Raw genomic sequence first — 17,541 nt, 5'->3', positions numbered from 1 at the left:
AGGATGGTGGGGTGACGCCGACATCCCATTCAAACACCCTTACGGGGTGGCGAGAGTGGGTGAGCCTGCCCGATCTGGGAGTCGACTGGATCAAAGCGAAGATCGACACCGGTGCGCGCACCTCTTCGCTGCATGCGTTCGACGTGCTCGAGTTCGCGCAGGACGACGAGCCGTGGGTGCGGTTCAAAGTCAAGCCCTGGCAGGACAGCCCGGAGGATGCCGTCGTGGTCGAGCTGCCGATCCACGATCGGCGGGAGGTGCGCAGCTCGTCCGGTCATGCGCAGGAGCGGCTCGTCGTCGAGCTGCTTATCCGTCTGGTCGACCGTGAGGTGCTCGCCGAGGTGACGCTGAGCAACCGCGACGAGATGGGCTTCCGCATGCTGATCGGACGCGAGGCGCTGCGGCAGGGGTTCTCGGTGGATCCTGCACGGTCGTTCCTCGGAGGGCGCGCGCCTCGCGAAGCGCGTCGCCGCAACCGCGGCCGGCTCTGAGCGCCGCCCGTTCGAGCGCGACGCGATTCCCGGCGCTCAGGCGCGGATGAGCACCGTGCCGACGACCTTGTCGTGCAGGCCGCGCTGATCGGCGTCCCAGACGACCGCGGGCACCACCACGACCAGCAGCAGCGTGCGCACGATGGGGCGCCAGAGCCCGACCCAGCCGCCGTCGAGCCGCACGACCCGCATTCCGAGGATGCGGTGGCCGGGGCTACCACCGGCGGTGGGGACGAAGAGGATCTGCAGCACGGCGAACACCATCATCGGAGCGAACTGCGTCAGGCCCGCCTCCGTCGGGAGCGCGAACTGGTCGTACCCGAAGAACGCCGTGGCGATGATCGTGGCGGCGACGTAGTCGATGACGAGGGCGCCGATGCGGCGTCCTGGGCGGCCGATGCTGCCCGGACCCGACTCCGGGAGACCGAGTCGTTCACCGGGGTAGGAGTTCACAGCATCCGTCACTCCCCCAGCCTACCGAGCGCCCGGGATGCGCCCGACCGGCGCGGCTCCGTAACACGCCGGAAACAATGCGGATACCGTGGGGTAATCCCCCGTCCGTACTGTGCACAGTGGCCCCGAAGCCATCGATCCGCATCTCAGGAGTCGTACATGTTCAAAGATTCGTCCGAGGTTCTCGCGTACATCAAAGAGAACGACGTCAAGTTCCTCGACATCCGCTTCACCGACCTCCCGGGTGTGCAGCAGCACTTCAACATCCCCGCGTCGACGGTCGACGAGGCCTTCTTCACCGAGGGGCAGCTGTTCGACGGCTCCTCGATCCGCGGATTCGCCAGCATCCACGAGTCCGACATGCAGCTCATCCCGGACGTGACGACGGCGTACATCGATCCGTTCCGCGAGGCGAGCACCCTCGTGATGATCTTCGACATCTACAACCCGCGCACGGGTGAGATCTACTCGAAGGACCCGCGTCAGGTCGCCAAGAAGGCCGAGAAGTACCTCTCTTCGACCGGTATCGCCGACACCGCCTACTTCGCCCCCGAGGCGGAGTTCTACATCTTCGACGACGTGCGCTACTCCGTCACCGCGGGCGAGAGCTTCTACAAGGTCGACTCCGAGGAGGCCGCGTGGAACACCGGTCGCGAGGAGGAGGGCGGAAACCTCGCCAACAAGACCCCGTACAAGGGCGGCTACTTCCCCGTCAGCCCGGTCGACAAGACGGCCGACCTGCGCGACGACATCACGCTCAAGCTGATCGACGCCGGCTTCATCCTGGAGCGCTCGCACCACGAGGTCGGCACCGCCGGTCAGCAGGAGATCAACTACCGCTTCGACACCATGGTGCACGCGGCCGACGACATCCTGAAGTTCAAGTACATCGTCAAGAACACCGCCGAGGAGTGGGGCAAGGTCGCGACCTTCATGCCGAAGCCGCTCTACGGCGACAACGGCTCGGGCATGCACACGCACCAGTCGCTGTGGAACGACGGCAAGCCGCTCTTCTTCGATGAGGCGGGCTACGGGCAGCTCAGCGACCTCGCTCGCTGGTACATCGGCGGCATCCTGGCGCACGCGCCGGCGATCCTCGCGTTCACCAACCCGACGCTGAACAGCTACCACCGCCTGGTCAAGGGCTTCGAGGCGCCGGTCAACCTGGTCTACTCGGCCGGTAACCGTTCCGCCGCGATCCGCATCCCGATCACCGGTTCGAACCCGAAGGCCAAGCGCATCGAGTTCCGCGCACCGGACGCCTCGGGCAACCCGTACCTCGCCTTCGCGGCGCAGCTCATGGCGGGCCTCGACGGCATCAAGAACCGCATCGAGCCGCACGAGCCCGTCGACAAGGACCTCTACGAGCTGCCGCCCGAGGAGGCCAAGGGCATCCCGCAGGTGCCGAACTCGCTGCTCGACTCGCTCGAGGCGCTCCGCGCTGACCACCAGTTCCTCCTCGAGGGCGGCGTGTTCACCGAGGAGCTCATCGAGACGTGGATCTCGTACAAGTACGAGAACGAGATCCTGCCGATCGCGCAGCGTCCGCACCCGTTCGAGTACGAGCTGTACTTCGGCGTCTGATCACGAACGCTCGAGAGCGCCCCGCTGGCTTCGGCCGGCGGGGCGCTTCCGCGTTCAGCGGGCGGCGCGGGACGGCATCCGGAACGCGTGCAGGCCGAGTTCCTCACTGAGGATGTCGCTCGCGATGTGGCCGCGCACGCTCGTTCCACGCGGGTCGAGCGGCGGGCTGATGACCGCCGCCCCGAGCGCGCCGGGCGCCGAGAGGACGATCGCGCCCGAGACACTCGACTTCGCGGGTACGCCGACCTGCCGCATCCATCGTCCGGAGCCGTCGTACACGCCGCACGTCGCCATGACGGCGACGACGTCGCGGGCCACCGCGGAATCGACCACCTGCACCCCGGTGACGGGGTTGCGACCGCCGGCGGCGAGGGTGGCGCCCATCTGCGCCAGGTCGCGTGCGTCGACGCGCACGGCGCAGGCGCGGGCGTACACGGCGACCGCATCGTCGGCGCTCTCGACCAGCGTGCCCTCGGCACGCATGAGGTGGGCGAGCGCATGGTTGCGGTCGCCCAGCAGGTGCTCGTTCTCGGCGATCCCCTCGTCGACGTCGAGCTCGCGTCCGGCGAACGCCGAGAGTCCGGCGAGGATGCGTGCGGCCCGGCCTGCGGCGTCGACGCCGTCGACCAGCGAAGCGGTGAGGAGCGCACCAGCGTTCACCATCGGGTTCGGCGGGCGCCCGGTGCCGCTCTCGAGCTTGATCGCGTCGAACGCCTCACCCGTGGGTTCGATGCCCACCCGATCGAGGGCCTCGCCTGCGGTGTCCTGCAGCGCGAGCGCGAAGAGGAACGGCTTCACCGCCGACTGGATGCTCACCCGTACGTCGGCCTGATCGCTGGACGTGACGTCACCGTCGACGGTCACGAGAGCGAGGGCGACGAGATCGGGATCGGCGGCCGCCAACTCGGGGATGCTGTCGTGAACCTCTCCGCCGCTCTCGCGCAGGAGGCACCTGCGCACATCGTCGAGATCGTACGAGCGCGGGTCGGCGAGGGAACTCATGCTCCCAGCCTTGCATGCCGATGCATCCGCGGGATCAGCTCGCCGGGTCGTATCCGAACTCCCGGACCTCCTGCGGGCAGCGGCACGCTGCAGCGACGCGGGCGGCCCAGGCGATCGCCTCGGCGCGGCTGGGCACCTCGAGCACCAGGAAGCCGCCGTCGATCCGGACATCCGGATACGTCTCGTCGCTTACCGCGCCCCGGCCCGTGACGAGCACGGGAGCGACCTCCGCGTCGATCCCACCGCCGAACACGTAGACTCCGGCCGCCTTGGCCTCCTCGATGACCGCGTGACTCTCGGCCACCACCTCGGGGAACTGCTCCGCGGTGAGCTGCATCGCGGCAGCGGGGAACGAGAGGAGGTACTTCGTCATGCGTCGATCGTCCTCCTCCGGCATCGTCGTGGCAACAGCTGCGACGACGCTCCCCCCTCGACTCCCGCTGCGCAAGCCCCGGCTCCCAGCTTGACCGCGTCCGGTCGGCGTCGCCACACTGAGGGGTCGGCATCACGGAGGGGAACCACATGCGTCGCAAGAGGCTGTTCGCACAGACGACCACCATCGAGACGGGTCCCCCCGAGGCGCGGACCTCGCGGCGGGTCGAATCGGTGACGGCCGCCGCCCGCACGAACCCTTTCATGTTCGGTCTGCTCGGGGCACTCGGCGTTCTGGTCGCCCTGCTGATCGGCAGCATCGTGGGCCAGCTCGCCACCGTGCTCGTCTACGTGGGCGTCGCGGTGTTCCTCGCGCTCGGTCTCGACCCGATCGTGCGGCTCATCGAACGCAAGCTCCCCCGTCCCGCCGCGATCGCGATCGTGGTGGCCGTCGTGCTGCTCGCCTTCGTGGGCATCATCCTCTCCATCGTCCCGCTGCTGGTCGAGCAGGTCACCAACCTGATCGACGACGGACCGAAGATGGTGCAGGACTTCATGGCCAGCGACTGGTTCCAGGACGTGAACGCGCAGTTCGGCTCGACCCTCGAAGACGCCGCGCAGGGTGTGCTGACGTTCGTGCAGGACCCCGGGAACATCCTCAACATCAGCGGAGGGGTGTTCGCCGTCGGTGCCGGCATCGCAGGAGGCGTGACCGGTGTCACCATCGTGCTCATCCTCACGCTGTACTTCATGGCGTCGCTGCGCAGCATGAAGAACGTCGCCACGCGCTTCGTGCCCGCCTATCAGCGCGACACGTTCCGCGAGATCCTCGAAGACGTCTCGGGCGCCGTCGGCCGCTACGTCATGGGCCAGGCGAGCCTCGCTCTCGTGAACGGAATCCTCAGCCTCATCTTCCTCACGCTGATCGGCGCTCCGGTACCCGCGCTGCTCGCACTGATCGCGTTCATCGGATCGATGATCCCGCTGGTCGGAACCCTGGCGGCCTCGATCATCAACTCGCTGCTGTGCCTGTTCGTGAGCCCGGTGACGGCGCTCATCGCGATCATCTACTACCTCGTCTACATGCAGATCGAGGCCTACGTGCTCTCGCCGCGCATCATGAACAAGGCAGTCGCCGTGCCTGGGGCCCTCGTGGTCATCGCCGCGGTCGCCGGCGGTGCGTTGGGGGGAATTCTCGGGGCGCTCGTCGCCATCCCCGTCGCGGCGAGCATCATCATCATCGTGCAGAAGGTCGTCTTCCCCGCTCAGGACCGCAAGAAGGCGCCGCCCGCGCTCACCGGACCGTGAGCGCGCCCGCCTGCACCCGCACCGCGAACTGGGTGACCTCGCCCATCTCCTCCCCGTCGATCTCGAACACGAGGGGCTGAGCGAGCCGCACCGAGATGCTCTCGACCGCGAGGTGCTGGGCGGAGTCGGTGCTGACCGCCTCGTCACTGCCGGTGAGGGCGCGACGGATGCCGTTGTCCCACACGACCGTCCGGAGCGTGCTCATCCACTGCAGCGCGCCTTCGGAACTCACCAGCAAAATGTCGAGCAGGCCGTCGTCGAGCTGCGCGTCGGGCAGCAGCCGGATGCCGCCCTGGAGCATGCCGCAGTTGCCGATCAGCATGGTGTGACCGCGGACCTCCTCGGGCTCTCCCCCGTCGATCTCGATGACCATGTCGGTCATCTCGGTGCCCTGCAGGGCCCGACCCATGGCCTCGACGTACGCCAGCCAGCCCGCCCGGTCCTTGAGGTCGTCGTTGGTCTCGACGAGCATCTGCGCATCGATGCCGAACCCGACCATGACCGTGAAGGCGCGCTCCTCGCCGTCGAGCTCGACCCAGCCGAGGTCGATGTGCTGCGGGGTCGCGTCGCGCACGCGCTCGAGCGCGGCGGTCATCGTCGTCAGCGGCACCCCGAGGTTGCGGGCGAGCAGATTGCCCGTGCCCTGCGGCACGATGCCGAGCGCGACCTCGGTGCCGGCGAGCCCCTCGGCGACCGCGCGCACCGTGCCGTCTCCGCCCACGGCGACGACGACCTCGCAGCCGTCGGCGATGGCCGCCCGGGCCATGCCCTGCCCCGGGTCCTCGACCGTCGTCTCCCACCACAGGATCGGTGCGTTCTCGCCGAAGACCTCGTCGACGGCCGACCGCAGCGCCTCCCCGTCGATCTTCGAGGGGTTCCAGACGATGCCGATGCTCGAAACGCTCATGAGGCCAAGCCTGGGGCGCGGGGGCGGTCACCGCAAGTCGACACGGCCTCAGCCGTAGAACTCGTGCTCGAATGCCTTCCGTGCACGCCGGGTGACACCGAGGAAGTCCTCTTCGAGCTGCGTCGCCGAGCGATCGGGATAACCGAGGATGCGCGCGATCGCGTCGAGCTGGCGCCGGTCGGCGGGCAGCACGTCGCTGGTCGAGCCGGTGAGGATCGTGATGGCCGACCGGAGGCGGCTGGACAGCAGCCACGCCTCCCGCAGGCGCGCCGCCGCCTCCTGCGGCAGCAGACCGGCGTCGACGGCCGCGGCCAGGGCGCCGAGCGTCGACGTCGTCCGCAGAGCCGGAACAGCGTGGGCGTGCTGCAACTGGATGATCTGCACGAGCCATTCGACGTCACTGAGCGTGCCGGGCCCGAGTTTCAGGTGTCGACGAGGGTCGGCGCCCTGCGGCAGCCTCTCCCCCTCGACGCGCGCCTTGATGCGCTTGATCTCACGGACGCCCTGCGGGTCGATGTCGGTCGGGTAGCGGATGCTGTCGGCGAGCTCGATGAAGCGGGTGATGAGCTTCGTGCTCCCGGCCACTCCCCGTGCGCGCAGGAGAGCCTGCGCCTCCCACGACAGGGACCAGCGGCGGTAGTAGGTCGCGTACGCCGCCAGCGACCGCACGAGCGGGCCGCTGCGCCCCTCCGGCCGGAGACCGGCGTCGAGTTCGAGCGGGAGGCGGTGATCGGTGAGGTGTTCGCGCAGACCGGCGACGATCTTCGCGGCGAGGGCCTGGGCGCGTTCCGGCTCGACACCGTTCGGGTCGTACACGTAGAGGATGTCGGCATCCGATCCGAAGCCCAGCTCAGCACCCCCGAAGCGGCCCATGGCGATGACCGAGAAGTCGAGCGCGTCATCCTCGGGCGGAACGACCTCGCGGCGCACGGCCCGCAGGGCGGCTTGGATCGTGACGGCGGTGATGTCGGTCAGGGCGGTCGCGACCTGCTCGATCGTGAGCACGTCGAGCACGCCCCCCATCGCGGTGCGCAGCAGTTCGCGGCGACGCAGAGCGCGGACCGCGCGCAGGGCGTCGGCGACCGTGGCGTGGCGGGTCTGGATCGCACGCGCCTCGTCGTCGAGGGCGCTGGCGCTCCGGGGCCGCAGCAGTTCGGCGCTGTCGAGCCACGCCACCGACTCCGGGATCCACTCCATGAGTTCGCCCACGTAGCGTGAGGACGACAGCAGCCGAGTGAGGCTCTCGGCCGCGCCGGACGAGTCGCGGAGCATCCGCAGGAACCAGTGCGTGCTGCCCAGCCGCTCGCTGATGCGCCGGAAGGCGATGAGCCCGTAGTCGGGGTCGCTGCCGTCGGCGAACCACCGCACCATCACCGGCATGAGATGGCGCTGAATGGTGGCCTTGCGGCTCAGCCCCGTCGTCAACGCGCCGATGTGACGCAGGGCGCCTGCCGGGTCGCGGAAGCCGATGGCTGCGAGACGGTCGTGAGCCTGAGCGGTCGACAACGACCGCTCCCCCTCGGGCAGCGCCGCCACGGCGCTCAGCAGCGGCCGGTAGAAAAGACGAACGTGGATGTCGCGCACCTGTCGGCGCACCGCCTCCCAGCGCGCCCAGATCCCCGGGCCATCGTCGGCGAGGGCCGTCGCGCGCGCGAGCACGCGCAGACCGTCCGGCGTACGGGGCAGCAGATGCGTACGGCTGAGCTCGCGCAGCTGCAGCCGGTGCTCCATCAGGCGCAGCACGCGGTAGTCGTCGGCGAAGGCCGTCGCCTCGACCCGACCGATGTACCCGCCCTCGACGAGCGCCTCGAGGCTGTCGAGTGTGCCCCGCGTGCGCAGCGTGGGGTCGGTGAGGCCGTGGACGAGCTGCAGCAGCTGCACGGTGAACTCGATATCGCGCAGTCCGCCGCGGCCGAGCTTCAACTGGTGATCGGCATCCTGCGGGTCGATGTGCTCGGTGACGCGCTCGCGCATGCGCTGCACGCTGTCGACGAAGTTCTCGCGTGCCGCACTCGACCAGACCTTCGGCTGCACGGCGGCGATGTAGTCGGCGCCGAGCGCCGGGTCGCCGGCCAACGGCCGGGCCTTCAGCAGGGCTTGGAACTCCCAACTCTTCGCCCAGCGGTCGTAGTACGCCAGGTGCGACCCCAGGGAGCGGACGAGTGCCCCCTGCTTGCCCTCGGGGCGCAGGTTCGCGTCGACCTCCCACAGCGGCGGCTCGGTCTCGATGCCGCTCAGCCCGCGCATCGTCTCCCGGGCGAGCCGGGTCGCGAGGTCGACGGCACGAGCCTCGCTCACGACCTCGTCGTCGGCCGTGCCGGCGACGAAGATGACGTCGACGTCGCTCACGTAGTTGAGTTCGCGCGCCCCGGCCTTGCCCATCCCGATGATCGACAGGCGCGTCGCCGCCACCTGGGCGCGATCGATCGTCTCGGCGACACGCGCCCGCGCCACGGCGAGCGAGGCCTCCAGTGCCGCGCCCGCGGCATCCGCGAGCGCCGCCGCGACGTCTCCGACGACCTCGACCGGGGCTGGACGCGTGAGATCGAACGCCGCGATCGCCGCCAGCGCGCGGCGGTACGCGACCCGGAGTGCGACCACCTGGTCGTCGCCTCCGGACCGCGCGAAGCCGTCGACGGCCCCGACCGCGGCAAGGAGCGATGCGCGCAGCGACTCGGGGCGCGGCAGGGTGTCGGATGCCTCCGCCAGCACCGACAGCTCGGACGGATGGCGGAGGAAGAAGTCGGCGAGCCCCTCGGATGCGCCGAACACGCGCCACACCCGCCGCTGAGCGGCACCGCCGTCGAGGAGCGCAGCGAGCGGCCCCGCATCTCGACGCGCGACGCGCAGCATGCCCCGCACGGCCGCATCCGGATCGGCGGCGTCGGCCCCGTCGAGCAGAGCCGCACGGTCTCGCCCGACCAGCTCGGCGAGCTCGGCGAGGGCCGCGCGGGCCTCACCGAGCTCGTCGAAGCCCAGCCGGGCCAGCGCGGACAGCGAGACGGAATCGTCCGGACGGGCCATGCGCGGGTTCAGAGCAGCTCGAGGTTGTTCTTCAGTTCGAGCGGCGTGACCTGACCTCGGTAGGCCTCCCACTCTTTGCGCTTGTTGAGCAGCACGTAGTTGAACACCTGCTCGCCGAGTGTCTCGGCGACGAGCTCGGACTCCTCCATGTACTCCAGCGCGTGGTCGAGGCTGGCGGGCAGCGACGAGTAGCCCAGCGCGCGGCGCTCCGCATCGCTCAGCGACCAGACGTTGTCCTCGGCCTCGGGAGGCAGCTCGTACTCCTCCTCGATGCCCTTGAGACCAGCAGCGAGCATCAACGCGTACGCGAGGTACGGGTTCGCGGCGGAGTCCAGCGCACGGTACTCGACCCGCGACGACTGGCCCTTGTTCGGCTTGTACATGGGCACGCGCACGAGTGCCGAGCGGTTGTTGTGCCCCCAGGTGACGAAGCTCGGGGCCTCGTCTCCGCCCCACAGCCGCTTGTAGGAGTTGACGAACTGGTTGGTCACCGCCGAGATCTCGTTGGCGTGCCGCAGCAGACCCGCGATGAAGTGGCGACCCGTCTTGGAGAGCTGGTACTTCGCACCCTCCTCGTAGAAGGCGTTCTGGTCGCCCTCGAACAGCGACATGTGCGTGTGCATGCCGCTGCCGGGGTGACCGCTGAGCGGCTTCGGCATGAACGTGGCGTACACGCCCTGCTCGATCGCGACCTCCTTGATGACTGTGCGGAAGGTCATCACGTTGTCGGCGGTGGTCAGGGCGTCGGCGTAGCGCAGGTCGATCTCGTTCTGGCCGGGGCCGCCCTCGTGGTGGCTGAACTCCACGGAGATGCCGAGGTCTTCGAGCATCCGCACCGAACGACGACGGAAGTCGTGGGCGGTGCCTCCCGGCACGTTGTCGAAGTACCCCGCCGAGTCGACGGGAACGGGCCCCTCGGGCCCGTAGGTCGACGACTTCAGCAGGTAGAACTCGATCTCGGGATGCGTGTAGAAGGTGAACCCCGCGTCGGCGGCCTTCGCCAGTGTGCGCTTGAGCACATGGCGGGGGTCGGCGACGGCCGGCTGACCGTCGGGTGTGGTCAGGTCGCAGAACATGCGGGCGGTCGGATCGATCTCGCCGCGCCACGGCAGTGTCTGGAACGTCGTCGGGTCGGGCTGCGCGAGCAGATCGGACTCGTAGCTGCGGGTCAGACCCTCGATCGCGGAGCCGTCGAATCCGATGCCCTCGGCGAACGCGCCCTCGACCTCGGCTGGCGCGATCGCGACCGATTTGAGGGTGCCGATGACATCGGTGAACCAGAGTCGCACGAACTTGACGCCGCGCTCCTCGATCGTCCGCAGGACGAAGTCCCGCTGCTTGTCCATGCTCACTCGGCGCCCTGGCCCTTCCTCTGGTCCCAGCCCGACTCGGCGGCCTCCTCGTCGGCCCAGGCGCGCGCACGCTCCTGCAGCTTCTCGGGGGCACGGGCCGCCTCGGCCTCGGTGTCGAAGGGACCCACGCGGTCCGCCGACGGCGAGATCATGCCGAACTCGACCGCCCCCGTCTCGAGGTTGTACCAGTACTTCTCATCACCGTCGGACATGGCCGGTCCCTTCCTCGTCTGATGTCATCGATCCTAGTGGCGCGAGAGCCTGTCGCTATGCTGAGGATCATGGCAAAAGCGATCGGCGTCGACATCGGCGGCACGGGGATCAAGGCGGGAATCGTCGACCTCGAGCACGGCATCATGGCATCCGACAGGGTGCGCGTCCCCACCCCCGAGGGGGCCTCGCCGCAGGATGTCCTGCTGGCCGTGCAGACCGTCCTCAAGACGCTGGATGTGCACGAGTCGACCCTGCCGCTGGGCGTCGCGTTCCCCGCGATCGTGAAGCGCGGCAAGACGCTCTCGGCCGCGAACGTCTCGAAGGAGTGGGTCGACTTCGACGCCGAACGCTTCTTCCGCGACGGCCTGGGTCGCAACATCGTCTTCGTCAACGACGCGGATGCCGCGGGCGTCGCCGAGGCACGGCACGGCGCAGCGCGGGACGTGCGGGGATTCACCCTGCTCACGACTCTCGGCACCGGCATCGGCTCGGCGTTCCTGTACGACGGCGTGCTGCTGCCGAACACCGAGCTCGGCCATCTGCACTTCGGCACGTACGAGTCGGTCGAGCAGTGGGCGGCCACCTCCGCGCGCGAGCGCGAGGGACTGACCTGGTCGGAGTGGGCGGAGCGCCTGCAGGCGTTCTACTCGCACATCGAGTTCCTCTTCAGCCCCGACCTGTTCGTCGTCGGCGGAGGCGTGTCGAAGAACGCCGGCGACTTCCTGCCGCTCCTCGAGCTCAAGACCCCGATCGTCCCGGCGATCCACCGCAACAACTCCGGCATCATCGGCGCGGCATCGCTCGCCGGCGACTGAGCGCCCCACTGATGACGGAGGCCCCGTGACCATCCCGGTCGCGGGGCCTTCTTCGTCGGGGCGAATGGGCCGGCCTGTACGCCGGGTTCTGTTCCGGGGTTCTTCGCCCCTTCGACGGCCATCTCTCTCGGCGACACGTTGCCGTGCCGCTCCAGCGGTCTACCCGAGGACTCGGCGAGCCGCGTCAACATCCTCTGTCTGACCTTGCTCCGGACGAGGTTTACCTGGCGGGACATGTCACCATGTCCCCCGGTGGTCTCTTACACCACCCTTTCACCCTTACCCCGCGGCCTCGCGGCCGGGGGCGGTCTGCTCTCTGTGGCACTGTCTCGCGGATTGCTCCGGGTGGGTGTTACCCACCGCCCTGCCCTGTGGAGCCCGGACGTTCCTCGGTGCGGTCTCCCGCCACGCGACCGTCCAGCCGACCCATTCGCGTCTGTCAGTCTACGCGCGCGCCCCTCACTTCTGCGCCGAGTCGGCGATGCGCAGGTCGAGGGGAACCTCGAGGGGGAACGACCCGAACAGGCGCTGCGTCGCCACGACCGCCGCCTCCCGCACCGCGGCCGCCGCTGCGTCGCCTTGCTCGGCGGGCACGTGCAGCACCACCTCGTCGTGCAGGAAGAAGGCGAGGTGCGCCTCCCGCGCGAACGGTCCGGATGCGGGTGCCGAATGCTCGGCGCTCGGCAGCGCCCGCAGCCGATGCCGGATCTCCGCCAACCAGATGAGCGACCACTCCGCGGCCGTTCCCTGAACGACGAAGTTGCGGGTGAAGCGGCCCCAGTCCCGAGCACGGCGACGCGCGAGGGCCACGACCGCGGGCTCGGCGTCGGCCGAGGTCGCGGCCGCCTGCAGCGCCGTCCACTCCCCCGGGGGACGGGGCGACGAGCGCCCGAGCCACGTCGACACGCGACCGCCGTCCTCGCCCGTCCGAGCCGCCTCGTCGACGAGTGCCATCGCGCGGGGGAACACTTTGCGGAGCTGCGGGACGAGACGTCCGCTGTCACCCGTCGTCGCTCCGTACATGGCGCCGAGCACCGCGTACTTCGCCTCCTCCCTGGTGGCGACGGCCCCCGATGCGACGACCCCCGCATAGAGATCGGCGCCCTGCGCCGCGCGAGCCATGGCCCGGTCCGACGACAGCGCGGCGAGCATCCGGGGCTCCAGTTGCGCGACGTCGGCGACCACGAGCGTCCACCCGGGGTCTGCACGCACAGCGGGGCGGAGCATCCTCGGCAGCTGCAGCGCCCCCCCGCCGGACGACGCCCACCGACCCGTCACCACGCCGCCCGGCACGTACACCGGACGGAAGCGCCCGTCGTGCACCCAGTCCGCCAGCCAGGCCCACCCGTTCGCCGTGAGCAGCCGTGACATCTTCTTGTAGGCGAGCAGGGGTTCGACGACCGGATGCTCGTGCCGCGCCAGCTCCCACCGGCTCGTCGACTCGACCGACACGCCGGCGCGGTGCAGCGCCCGCAGCAGCTTGGGCTGACTGTCGAGCCGCAGCCCCGCGTCGCCCAGGATCGCCCGGACCCGATCACCGAGCTCGACCATCCGGCTCGGTGTCCCGCCGGCGAGGGGGCGAGCGCCGAGCGCGTCCTGCAGGATGCCGTCGTGCACGGCGGGGTCCCAGGGCAGCCCTGCCGCACGCATCTCCTCGGCGATCAGCCCGCCGGCCGATTCCGCCGCACAGAGCAGCGCGAGGCGTCCGTCGGGGGCGGCGGCCAGCACCCGCTGCTGGGCGGCGTACTGATCGAGCACGGAATCGGCCGGGTCACCCGCCGCGGCCGCCGGTTCGAGCAGATCGAACAGGGAGGGCGCGTCGTCGGCTGCGTCCTGCGGGAGCCACTCCTGCGACGGCGGGAGCGGGGCGGCGACGGCGACCGTGTCGCGGAGGATCGCATGGCACAGCAGCAGGTCGTGCGCGCGCGAGAGTCGGGCACCGGCGGCCAGGAGACGCGGGTACACGTCGCGCGCGCTCCGCAGGATCCACCGCGGAGCGCCGTCGCTCTCCGCCTCCGCGATCCACGCCGCCGCCTCGGCCGCGGTCAGGCGGATACGGCGGATCTCGACGCCGTCGGCGTCCAGTTCGACGGCGAGAAGGTGGGCCGAGCCGTCGGCGATCAGCGCGATACGGCGGTCGGCGGCAGGCGACGCGCTCATGTCGGCGAGGGCGTCGCCGCGGTCACAGCCCCGATTCCTCGGTGCGGACGAGGATGCATCCGCACTCCGGGCAGGACACGACCTCGTCGTCGGGCGCGCGGCGGATCTCGGCCAGGTCGCTGCCCGGCAGAACGATGCGGCACCCCTCGCACGTGCCGCGGGTCAGCAGCGCCGCGCCGGTGTTGTTGGTCGCACGCCGGGTGTACTCGGCGAGAAGATCGGCCGGGATGGTCTCGGCGACCGCCGCACGATCGCGTGCCAACTGCACGCCGAGCTCGGCCGCCGCCGCCACATCGGCTTTCCCCGCCGCCGTCAGCGACGCCCCCTCGGCGGTCGTGATGTCGAGGAGCGCCTGCTGCGCGTCGACGGCGGCCTCGGCCTCCTCGACGCGGGACATGACCTCGAGCTGCGCGTCTTCGAGGTCGCTCTGACGCCGCGCCAGACTCGCGAGTTCGTGCTCGAGCGCCTGCGCCTGCTTCGGGTCGGTCGCGACAGCGAGCCGCTCGGCGTCGCGAGCACGACGCTGCTCGACGATGACCACGTCGGACTCGATGCGCGTGAGCTCGGCGCGAGCGTCGTCACGAACACCGGTCAGCGTCGTGAGCTCGCGGAGCTGATCCTGACGGATCGCGACGAGCTCGTTGATGCGCCCGGCCTGGGACGGGTGGGTCCTGGCGCGATCGGCCTGGGCGATCCGACGGTCGAGGTCGGCGATGTCGAGCAGGACGCGCTGGTCCGCGGGGGTGGCTTTCACGCTCTCAAATCTATCGTCTGCCCCCGACACCCGTCACCGGACCGCGCCGTCGACGTACAGCCACCGTCGACCCTCGCGCACGAAGCGGCTGCGTTCGTGCAGCCTGCCGCGCTCGCCGTCGTGCAGCCAGTGCGCCTCGAACTCGACCACCCCACGGTCGTCGAAGGGCCCACCCGCCTCGCGGTCGACGATGATCAGGCGGCGCCACACCAAGCCCGCGTCTGGCTCGAGGCGGGAGGGACGGGTCGACGGATGCCAGGTGTCGAGCAGATACGCCGACCGCCCGAGCGCGAACGCCGAGTACCGCGAACGCATGAGTCGTTCCGCGGTCGGCGCGGTCGACGCGCCCGAGAGGAAGGGACCGCAGCACGATCCGAAGACGTCGCCGGACGAACAGGGGCACCGCTCCGCCGGATCGAGCACGGTGCCGCCGTTCGATGTCTCGGCCTCGCAGGTCATCGTCCCAGCGTACGCTCGGAGGACCCACCGAGAAGGAGCACCCCGTGAGCACCACGCCTGTCGTCCCCACCTTCACCGCCCACAACGGCTTCGCCCTCCCGGCGATCGGGCTGGGCACCTACGCGTTGAACGGCGACGCCGGCGCGCAGGCCGTCTCCGCCGCTCTCGACGCCGGCTACCGCCTGGTCGACTCGGCCTTCAACTACGAGAACGAGGGATCGGTCGGGCGCGGGGTCGCCGCGGCGTCCGTCGCACGTGAGGAGATCATCGTCACGACCAAGCTCCCCGGTCGACACCACGGCCGCGACCGGGCACGCGCCAGCATCGAGGAGAGCCGCTCGCGCCTCGGCCTGGACGCGACCGACCTGCACCTCATCCACTGGCCCAACCCCAGCCAGGACGAGTACGTCGAAGCCTGGGCCGCGCTCGTCGAGGCGCAGGAACGCGGGATCGTGCGTCAGATCGGTGTCTCGAACTTCCTGCCGGAGCACCTCGAGCGGATCGAGCGCGAGACCGGCGTGCGCCCGGTCGTGAACCAGATCGAGGTGCACCCGTACTTCCCGCAGGAGGAGCAGCTCGCGTACCACCGCGAGCACGGCATCCTCACCGAGGCCTGGAGCCCGCTGGGTCGCGCGAAGGAGCTGCTCGACGAGCCGGTGGTGCGTGAGATCGCAGCAGCCCACGACGCGACCGCCGCCCAGACGGTGCTGGCCTGGCACATCGCCCGCGGCGTCGTGTCGATCCCCAAGGCGTCGTCGACGGCGCATCAGCTCGCGAACATTCAGGCGGCGGATGTGACGCTCGACGACGCGGAGGTGGCCGCGCTCACCGCGCTCGCGCGACCGGACGGCCGACTCTTCGACGCCGACCCGGCCCGCCACGAGGAGAGCTGAGACCGCCCGACCGTCAGACGCGCTGGGTGCCGAGGACGCGGAGGAGGTCGAGCTTCCCCGCGGCTTCGCTGCCCGGCGCGGCTGTGAGCACGATGAGGGCTTGGGACTCGTCCTCGGTGAACAGGGCCTGGCAGTCGACCTCGATCTCGCCGACCTCGGGATGCACGATCACCTTGTGCTGCTCGAAACGCCTGGCCACCTCGTGGGCGTCCCACAGCTCGACGAACTCGCCGCTGCGCCGAGAGAGCTCCGCGACGATCTCGCCCGCACGCGACCGCTCGCCCATCACCCCGAGCGCGGCACGCAGCGAGGCGACGAGCGCACGGCTCTGCCGTGGATGATCCACCTCGCGGTAGCGATGACGCTCGGTCTCCGGGTGCGCGAACCAGCGGTAGATGCCACTGCGATCGAGACCCGTCAGCGCGCGGGCGTCGCCGAGCACGGCGCGCGCCGCATCGTTCTGCACGAGCACCTCGTCGAGTACCGAGACGACGAACGCCGGGGTGTCGTGGAGACGGTCGAGCACGCGCAGCATGCCCGGCCGCACATAGTCCGTGAGCCGCGCGCGGTCGGGAGCGCTGTGGCCGCACAACCGGTACAGGCAGTCGCGCTCGTCCTCCGTGAGACGCAGCGCCCTGGCCAACGATGCCAGGAGCTGCACACTCGGCTGGGGGCCGCGTCGCTGCTCGAGACGCGTGTAGTAATCGGTCGACATCGTCGCGAGCTGCGCCACCTCCTCGCGCCGCAGGCCGGGCGTGCGGCGTCGGGAGCCGGAGGGCAACCCCACGTCCTGCGGGCTCAGCCCCTCTCGTCGCCGCAGCAGGAAGTCGGTCAGCGCTTCTCGATCCACTTCAGCAGTATGCCGCGGCATCCGTCGCCGCATCCAGGGACCGCCCGTCCTCCGATCACGGCTCTCTGGAGAGCACGGCGTCGCGCGCGCACTCTGGGGTCATGAACATCAGCGGAAACACCATCTTCATCCCCGGCGCGACCAGCGGCATCGGCCTGGCCCTCGCCCTCGCCCTGCACGACCGCGGCAACACGGTGATCGTCGGCGGGCGTCGCGAAGACCGCCTCGCGGCGATCGTCGCGGAGCATCCGGGCCTCCACGCCGTGCGCATCGACACGGCCGACGCCGACAGCATCCGCGCGGCCGTCGCCGATGTGCTCGATGCACATCCGGCCCTCGACACCCTGATCGCGATGGCGGGCATCATGCGCGTCGAGGACTGGCGCTCCGCCGACGGCCTGCTCGACACCGCCGAAGCGACGGTGACGACCAACCTGCTCGGGCCGATCCGGCTGATCGCCGCCCTCACCGCGCATCTGCAGTCGCGACCGTCCGCCACCATCATGACCGTGTCGTCCGGCCTCGCCTTCGCCCCGCTCCGCGTCACGCCGACCTACAACGCGACGAAGGCGGCGATCCACATGCTCAGCGAGTCGCTGCGGCTGCAGTTCGCAGGCACGGGCGTCTCGGTGATGGAACTCGAGCCGCCGGCCGTGCGCACCGATCTGATGCCCGGTCACGCCGAGAACGAGCAGGCGATGCCCCTCGACGCCTTCGTCGACGAGGTGATGCAGCTCATCGAGGCGCAGCCGGACGCGACGGAGATCCAGGTCGAGAGCGTGAAGTTCCTGCGGTACGGGGAGGCGCGGGGAGACTATCCCGAGGTCGTCGCGGCGCTCAACCGCATCGACCCGCACGGGAAGTGAGACGGACGGGGCGTCGCCACCTCGACGCCCCGTCGACG

At 70.1% G+C, this 17,541-nt stretch carries 17 protein-coding genes and 1 other RNA gene; 6 read left to right on the top strand and 12 right to left on the bottom strand.

Annotated features, from left to right (window positions below; translation table 11 throughout):
- Positions 1-11: 11 nt before the first annotated feature.
- Positions 12-491 carry an ATP-dependent zinc protease family protein gene (locus AC3A3J_RS09715; RefSeq protein ID WP_487672083.1) on the top strand — a complete coding sequence of 160 codons (480 nt, stop codon included), beginning with the start codon at positions 12-14 and terminating at the stop codon, positions 489-491.
- Between the two features lie 36 nt (positions 492-527).
- Here the strand turns inward: AC3A3J_RS09715 and AC3A3J_RS09710 are convergent, their stop codons facing one another.
- A complete protein-coding gene (locus tag AC3A3J_RS09710; protein ID WP_487672082.1) occupies positions 528-956 on the bottom strand; it encodes an RDD family protein in 429 nt (142 codons plus the stop codon).
- 147 nt (positions 957-1,103) lie between these two features.
- Here AC3A3J_RS09710 and glnA point away from each other — a divergent pair, with 147 nt between their 5' ends.
- Entirely contained in the window at positions 1,104-2,528 is a 1,425-nt protein-coding gene (glnA, locus tag AC3A3J_RS09705) for a type I glutamate--ammonia ligase (RefSeq protein WP_487672081.1), read from the top strand.
- 54 nt (positions 2,529-2,582) lie between these two features.
- Here the strand turns inward: glnA and glsA are convergent, their stop codons facing one another.
- Both glsA and AC3A3J_RS09695 read right to left on the bottom strand, forming a co-directional pair.
- Positions 2,583-3,530, bottom strand: coding sequence for a glutaminase A (glsA, locus tag AC3A3J_RS09700; RefSeq protein WP_487672080.1), 948 nt, complete (start codon positions 3,528-3,530; stop codon positions 2,583-2,585).
- 34 nt (positions 3,531-3,564) lie between these two features.
- Positions 3,565-3,903 (bottom strand): YciI family protein, encoded by a 339-nt coding sequence (locus tag AC3A3J_RS09695; protein ID WP_487672079.1) that lies wholly within the window; start codon positions 3,901-3,903, stop codon positions 3,565-3,567.
- Positions 3,904-4,052: 149 nt separating this feature from the next.
- Between AC3A3J_RS09695 and AC3A3J_RS09690 the strand changes: the two genes are divergently transcribed.
- Positions 4,053-5,210 (top strand): AI-2E family transporter, encoded by a 1,158-nt coding sequence (locus tag AC3A3J_RS09690; RefSeq protein ID WP_487672078.1) that lies wholly within the window; start codon positions 4,053-4,055, stop codon positions 5,208-5,210.
- On the opposite strand, the gene AC3A3J_RS09685 is transcribed toward AC3A3J_RS09690, so the two are convergent.
- From AC3A3J_RS09685 to AC3A3J_RS09670, 4 genes are read right to left on the bottom strand one after another with little or no spacing between them, the layout of a single operon-like run.
- Positions 5,197-6,117: a diacylglycerol/lipid kinase family protein gene (locus AC3A3J_RS09685; RefSeq protein WP_487672077.1), complete on the bottom strand. Its 921-nt coding sequence runs from the start codon at positions 6,115-6,117 to the stop codon at positions 5,197-5,199. The two genes, AC3A3J_RS09690 and AC3A3J_RS09685, sit on opposite strands and share 14 nt — an antisense overlap.
- A 48-nt stretch (positions 6,118-6,165) precedes the next feature.
- Positions 6,166-9,141, bottom strand: coding sequence for a bifunctional [glutamine synthetase] adenylyltransferase/[glutamine synthetase]-adenylyl-L-tyrosine phosphorylase (locus AC3A3J_RS09680; RefSeq protein ID WP_487672076.1), 2,976 nt, complete (start codon positions 9,139-9,141; stop codon positions 6,166-6,168).
- Between the two features lie 8 nt (positions 9,142-9,149).
- Complete coding sequence (locus AC3A3J_RS09675) at positions 9,150-10,487, bottom strand: glutamine synthetase family protein (RefSeq protein WP_487672075.1); 1,338 nt, start codon at positions 10,485-10,487, stop codon at positions 9,150-9,152.
- A gap of 2 nt (positions 10,488-10,489) precedes the next feature.
- Positions 10,490-10,705: an SPOR domain-containing protein gene (locus AC3A3J_RS09670; RefSeq protein WP_314647697.1), complete on the bottom strand. Its 216-nt coding sequence runs from the start codon at positions 10,703-10,705 to the stop codon at positions 10,490-10,492.
- 69 nt (positions 10,706-10,774) lie between these two features.
- Between AC3A3J_RS09670 and ppgK the strand changes: the two genes are divergently transcribed.
- Positions 10,775-11,521, top strand: coding sequence for a polyphosphate--glucose phosphotransferase (gene ppgK / locus AC3A3J_RS09665; protein WP_487672074.1), 747 nt, complete (start codon positions 10,775-10,777; stop codon positions 11,519-11,521).
- 61 nt (positions 11,522-11,582) lie between these two features.
- Here the strand turns inward: ppgK and rnpB are convergent.
- The 4 genes from rnpB to AC3A3J_RS09645 all read right to left on the bottom strand — a co-directional run bounded on the left by rnpB (position 11,583) and on the right by AC3A3J_RS09645 (position 14,894).
- Positions 11,583-11,950: RNase P RNA component class A (gene rnpB, locus AC3A3J_RS09660), an RNA gene on the bottom strand.
- 30 nt (positions 11,951-11,980) lie between these two features.
- Entirely contained in the window at positions 11,981-13,681 is a 1,701-nt protein-coding gene (locus tag AC3A3J_RS09655) for a bifunctional 3'-5' exonuclease/DNA polymerase (protein WP_487672073.1), read from the bottom strand.
- A 22-nt stretch (positions 13,682-13,703) separates the two neighbouring features.
- On the bottom strand, positions 13,704-14,435 hold the full coding sequence (locus AC3A3J_RS09650) for a zinc ribbon domain-containing protein (RefSeq protein ID WP_487672072.1): 732 nt from the start codon (positions 14,433-14,435) through the stop codon (positions 13,704-13,706).
- A gap of 33 nt (positions 14,436-14,468) precedes the next feature.
- On the bottom strand, positions 14,469-14,894 hold the full coding sequence (locus AC3A3J_RS09645; protein ID WP_487672071.1) for a YchJ family protein: 426 nt from the start codon (positions 14,892-14,894) through the stop codon (positions 14,469-14,471).
- A gap of 44 nt (positions 14,895-14,938) precedes the next feature.
- Here AC3A3J_RS09645 and AC3A3J_RS09640 point away from each other — a divergent pair, with 44 nt between their 5' ends.
- Positions 14,939-15,787: an aldo/keto reductase gene (locus AC3A3J_RS09640; RefSeq protein WP_487672070.1), complete on the top strand. Its 849-nt coding sequence runs from the start codon at positions 14,939-14,941 to the stop codon at positions 15,785-15,787.
- Between the two features lie 13 nt (positions 15,788-15,800).
- Here AC3A3J_RS09640 and AC3A3J_RS09635 read toward each other — a convergent pair whose 3' ends face one another.
- Positions 15,801-16,637 carry a helix-turn-helix transcriptional regulator gene (locus AC3A3J_RS09635; RefSeq protein WP_487672069.1) on the bottom strand — a complete coding sequence of 279 codons (837 nt, stop codon included), beginning with the start codon at positions 16,635-16,637 and terminating at the stop codon, positions 15,801-15,803.
- A gap of 101 nt (positions 16,638-16,738) precedes the next feature.
- Between AC3A3J_RS09635 and AC3A3J_RS09630 the strand changes: the two genes are divergently transcribed.
- Positions 16,739-17,503 carry an SDR family oxidoreductase gene (locus AC3A3J_RS09630; RefSeq protein WP_487672068.1) on the top strand — a complete coding sequence of 255 codons (765 nt, stop codon included), beginning with the start codon at positions 16,739-16,741 and terminating at the stop codon, positions 17,501-17,503.
- The last annotated feature ends 38 nt before the right edge of the window (positions 17,504-17,541 follow it).

It is taken from the genome of Microbacterium sp. Soil_N32 (assembly GCF_057655505.1).
This window is presented reverse-complemented; position numbering and strand designations above follow the sequence as displayed.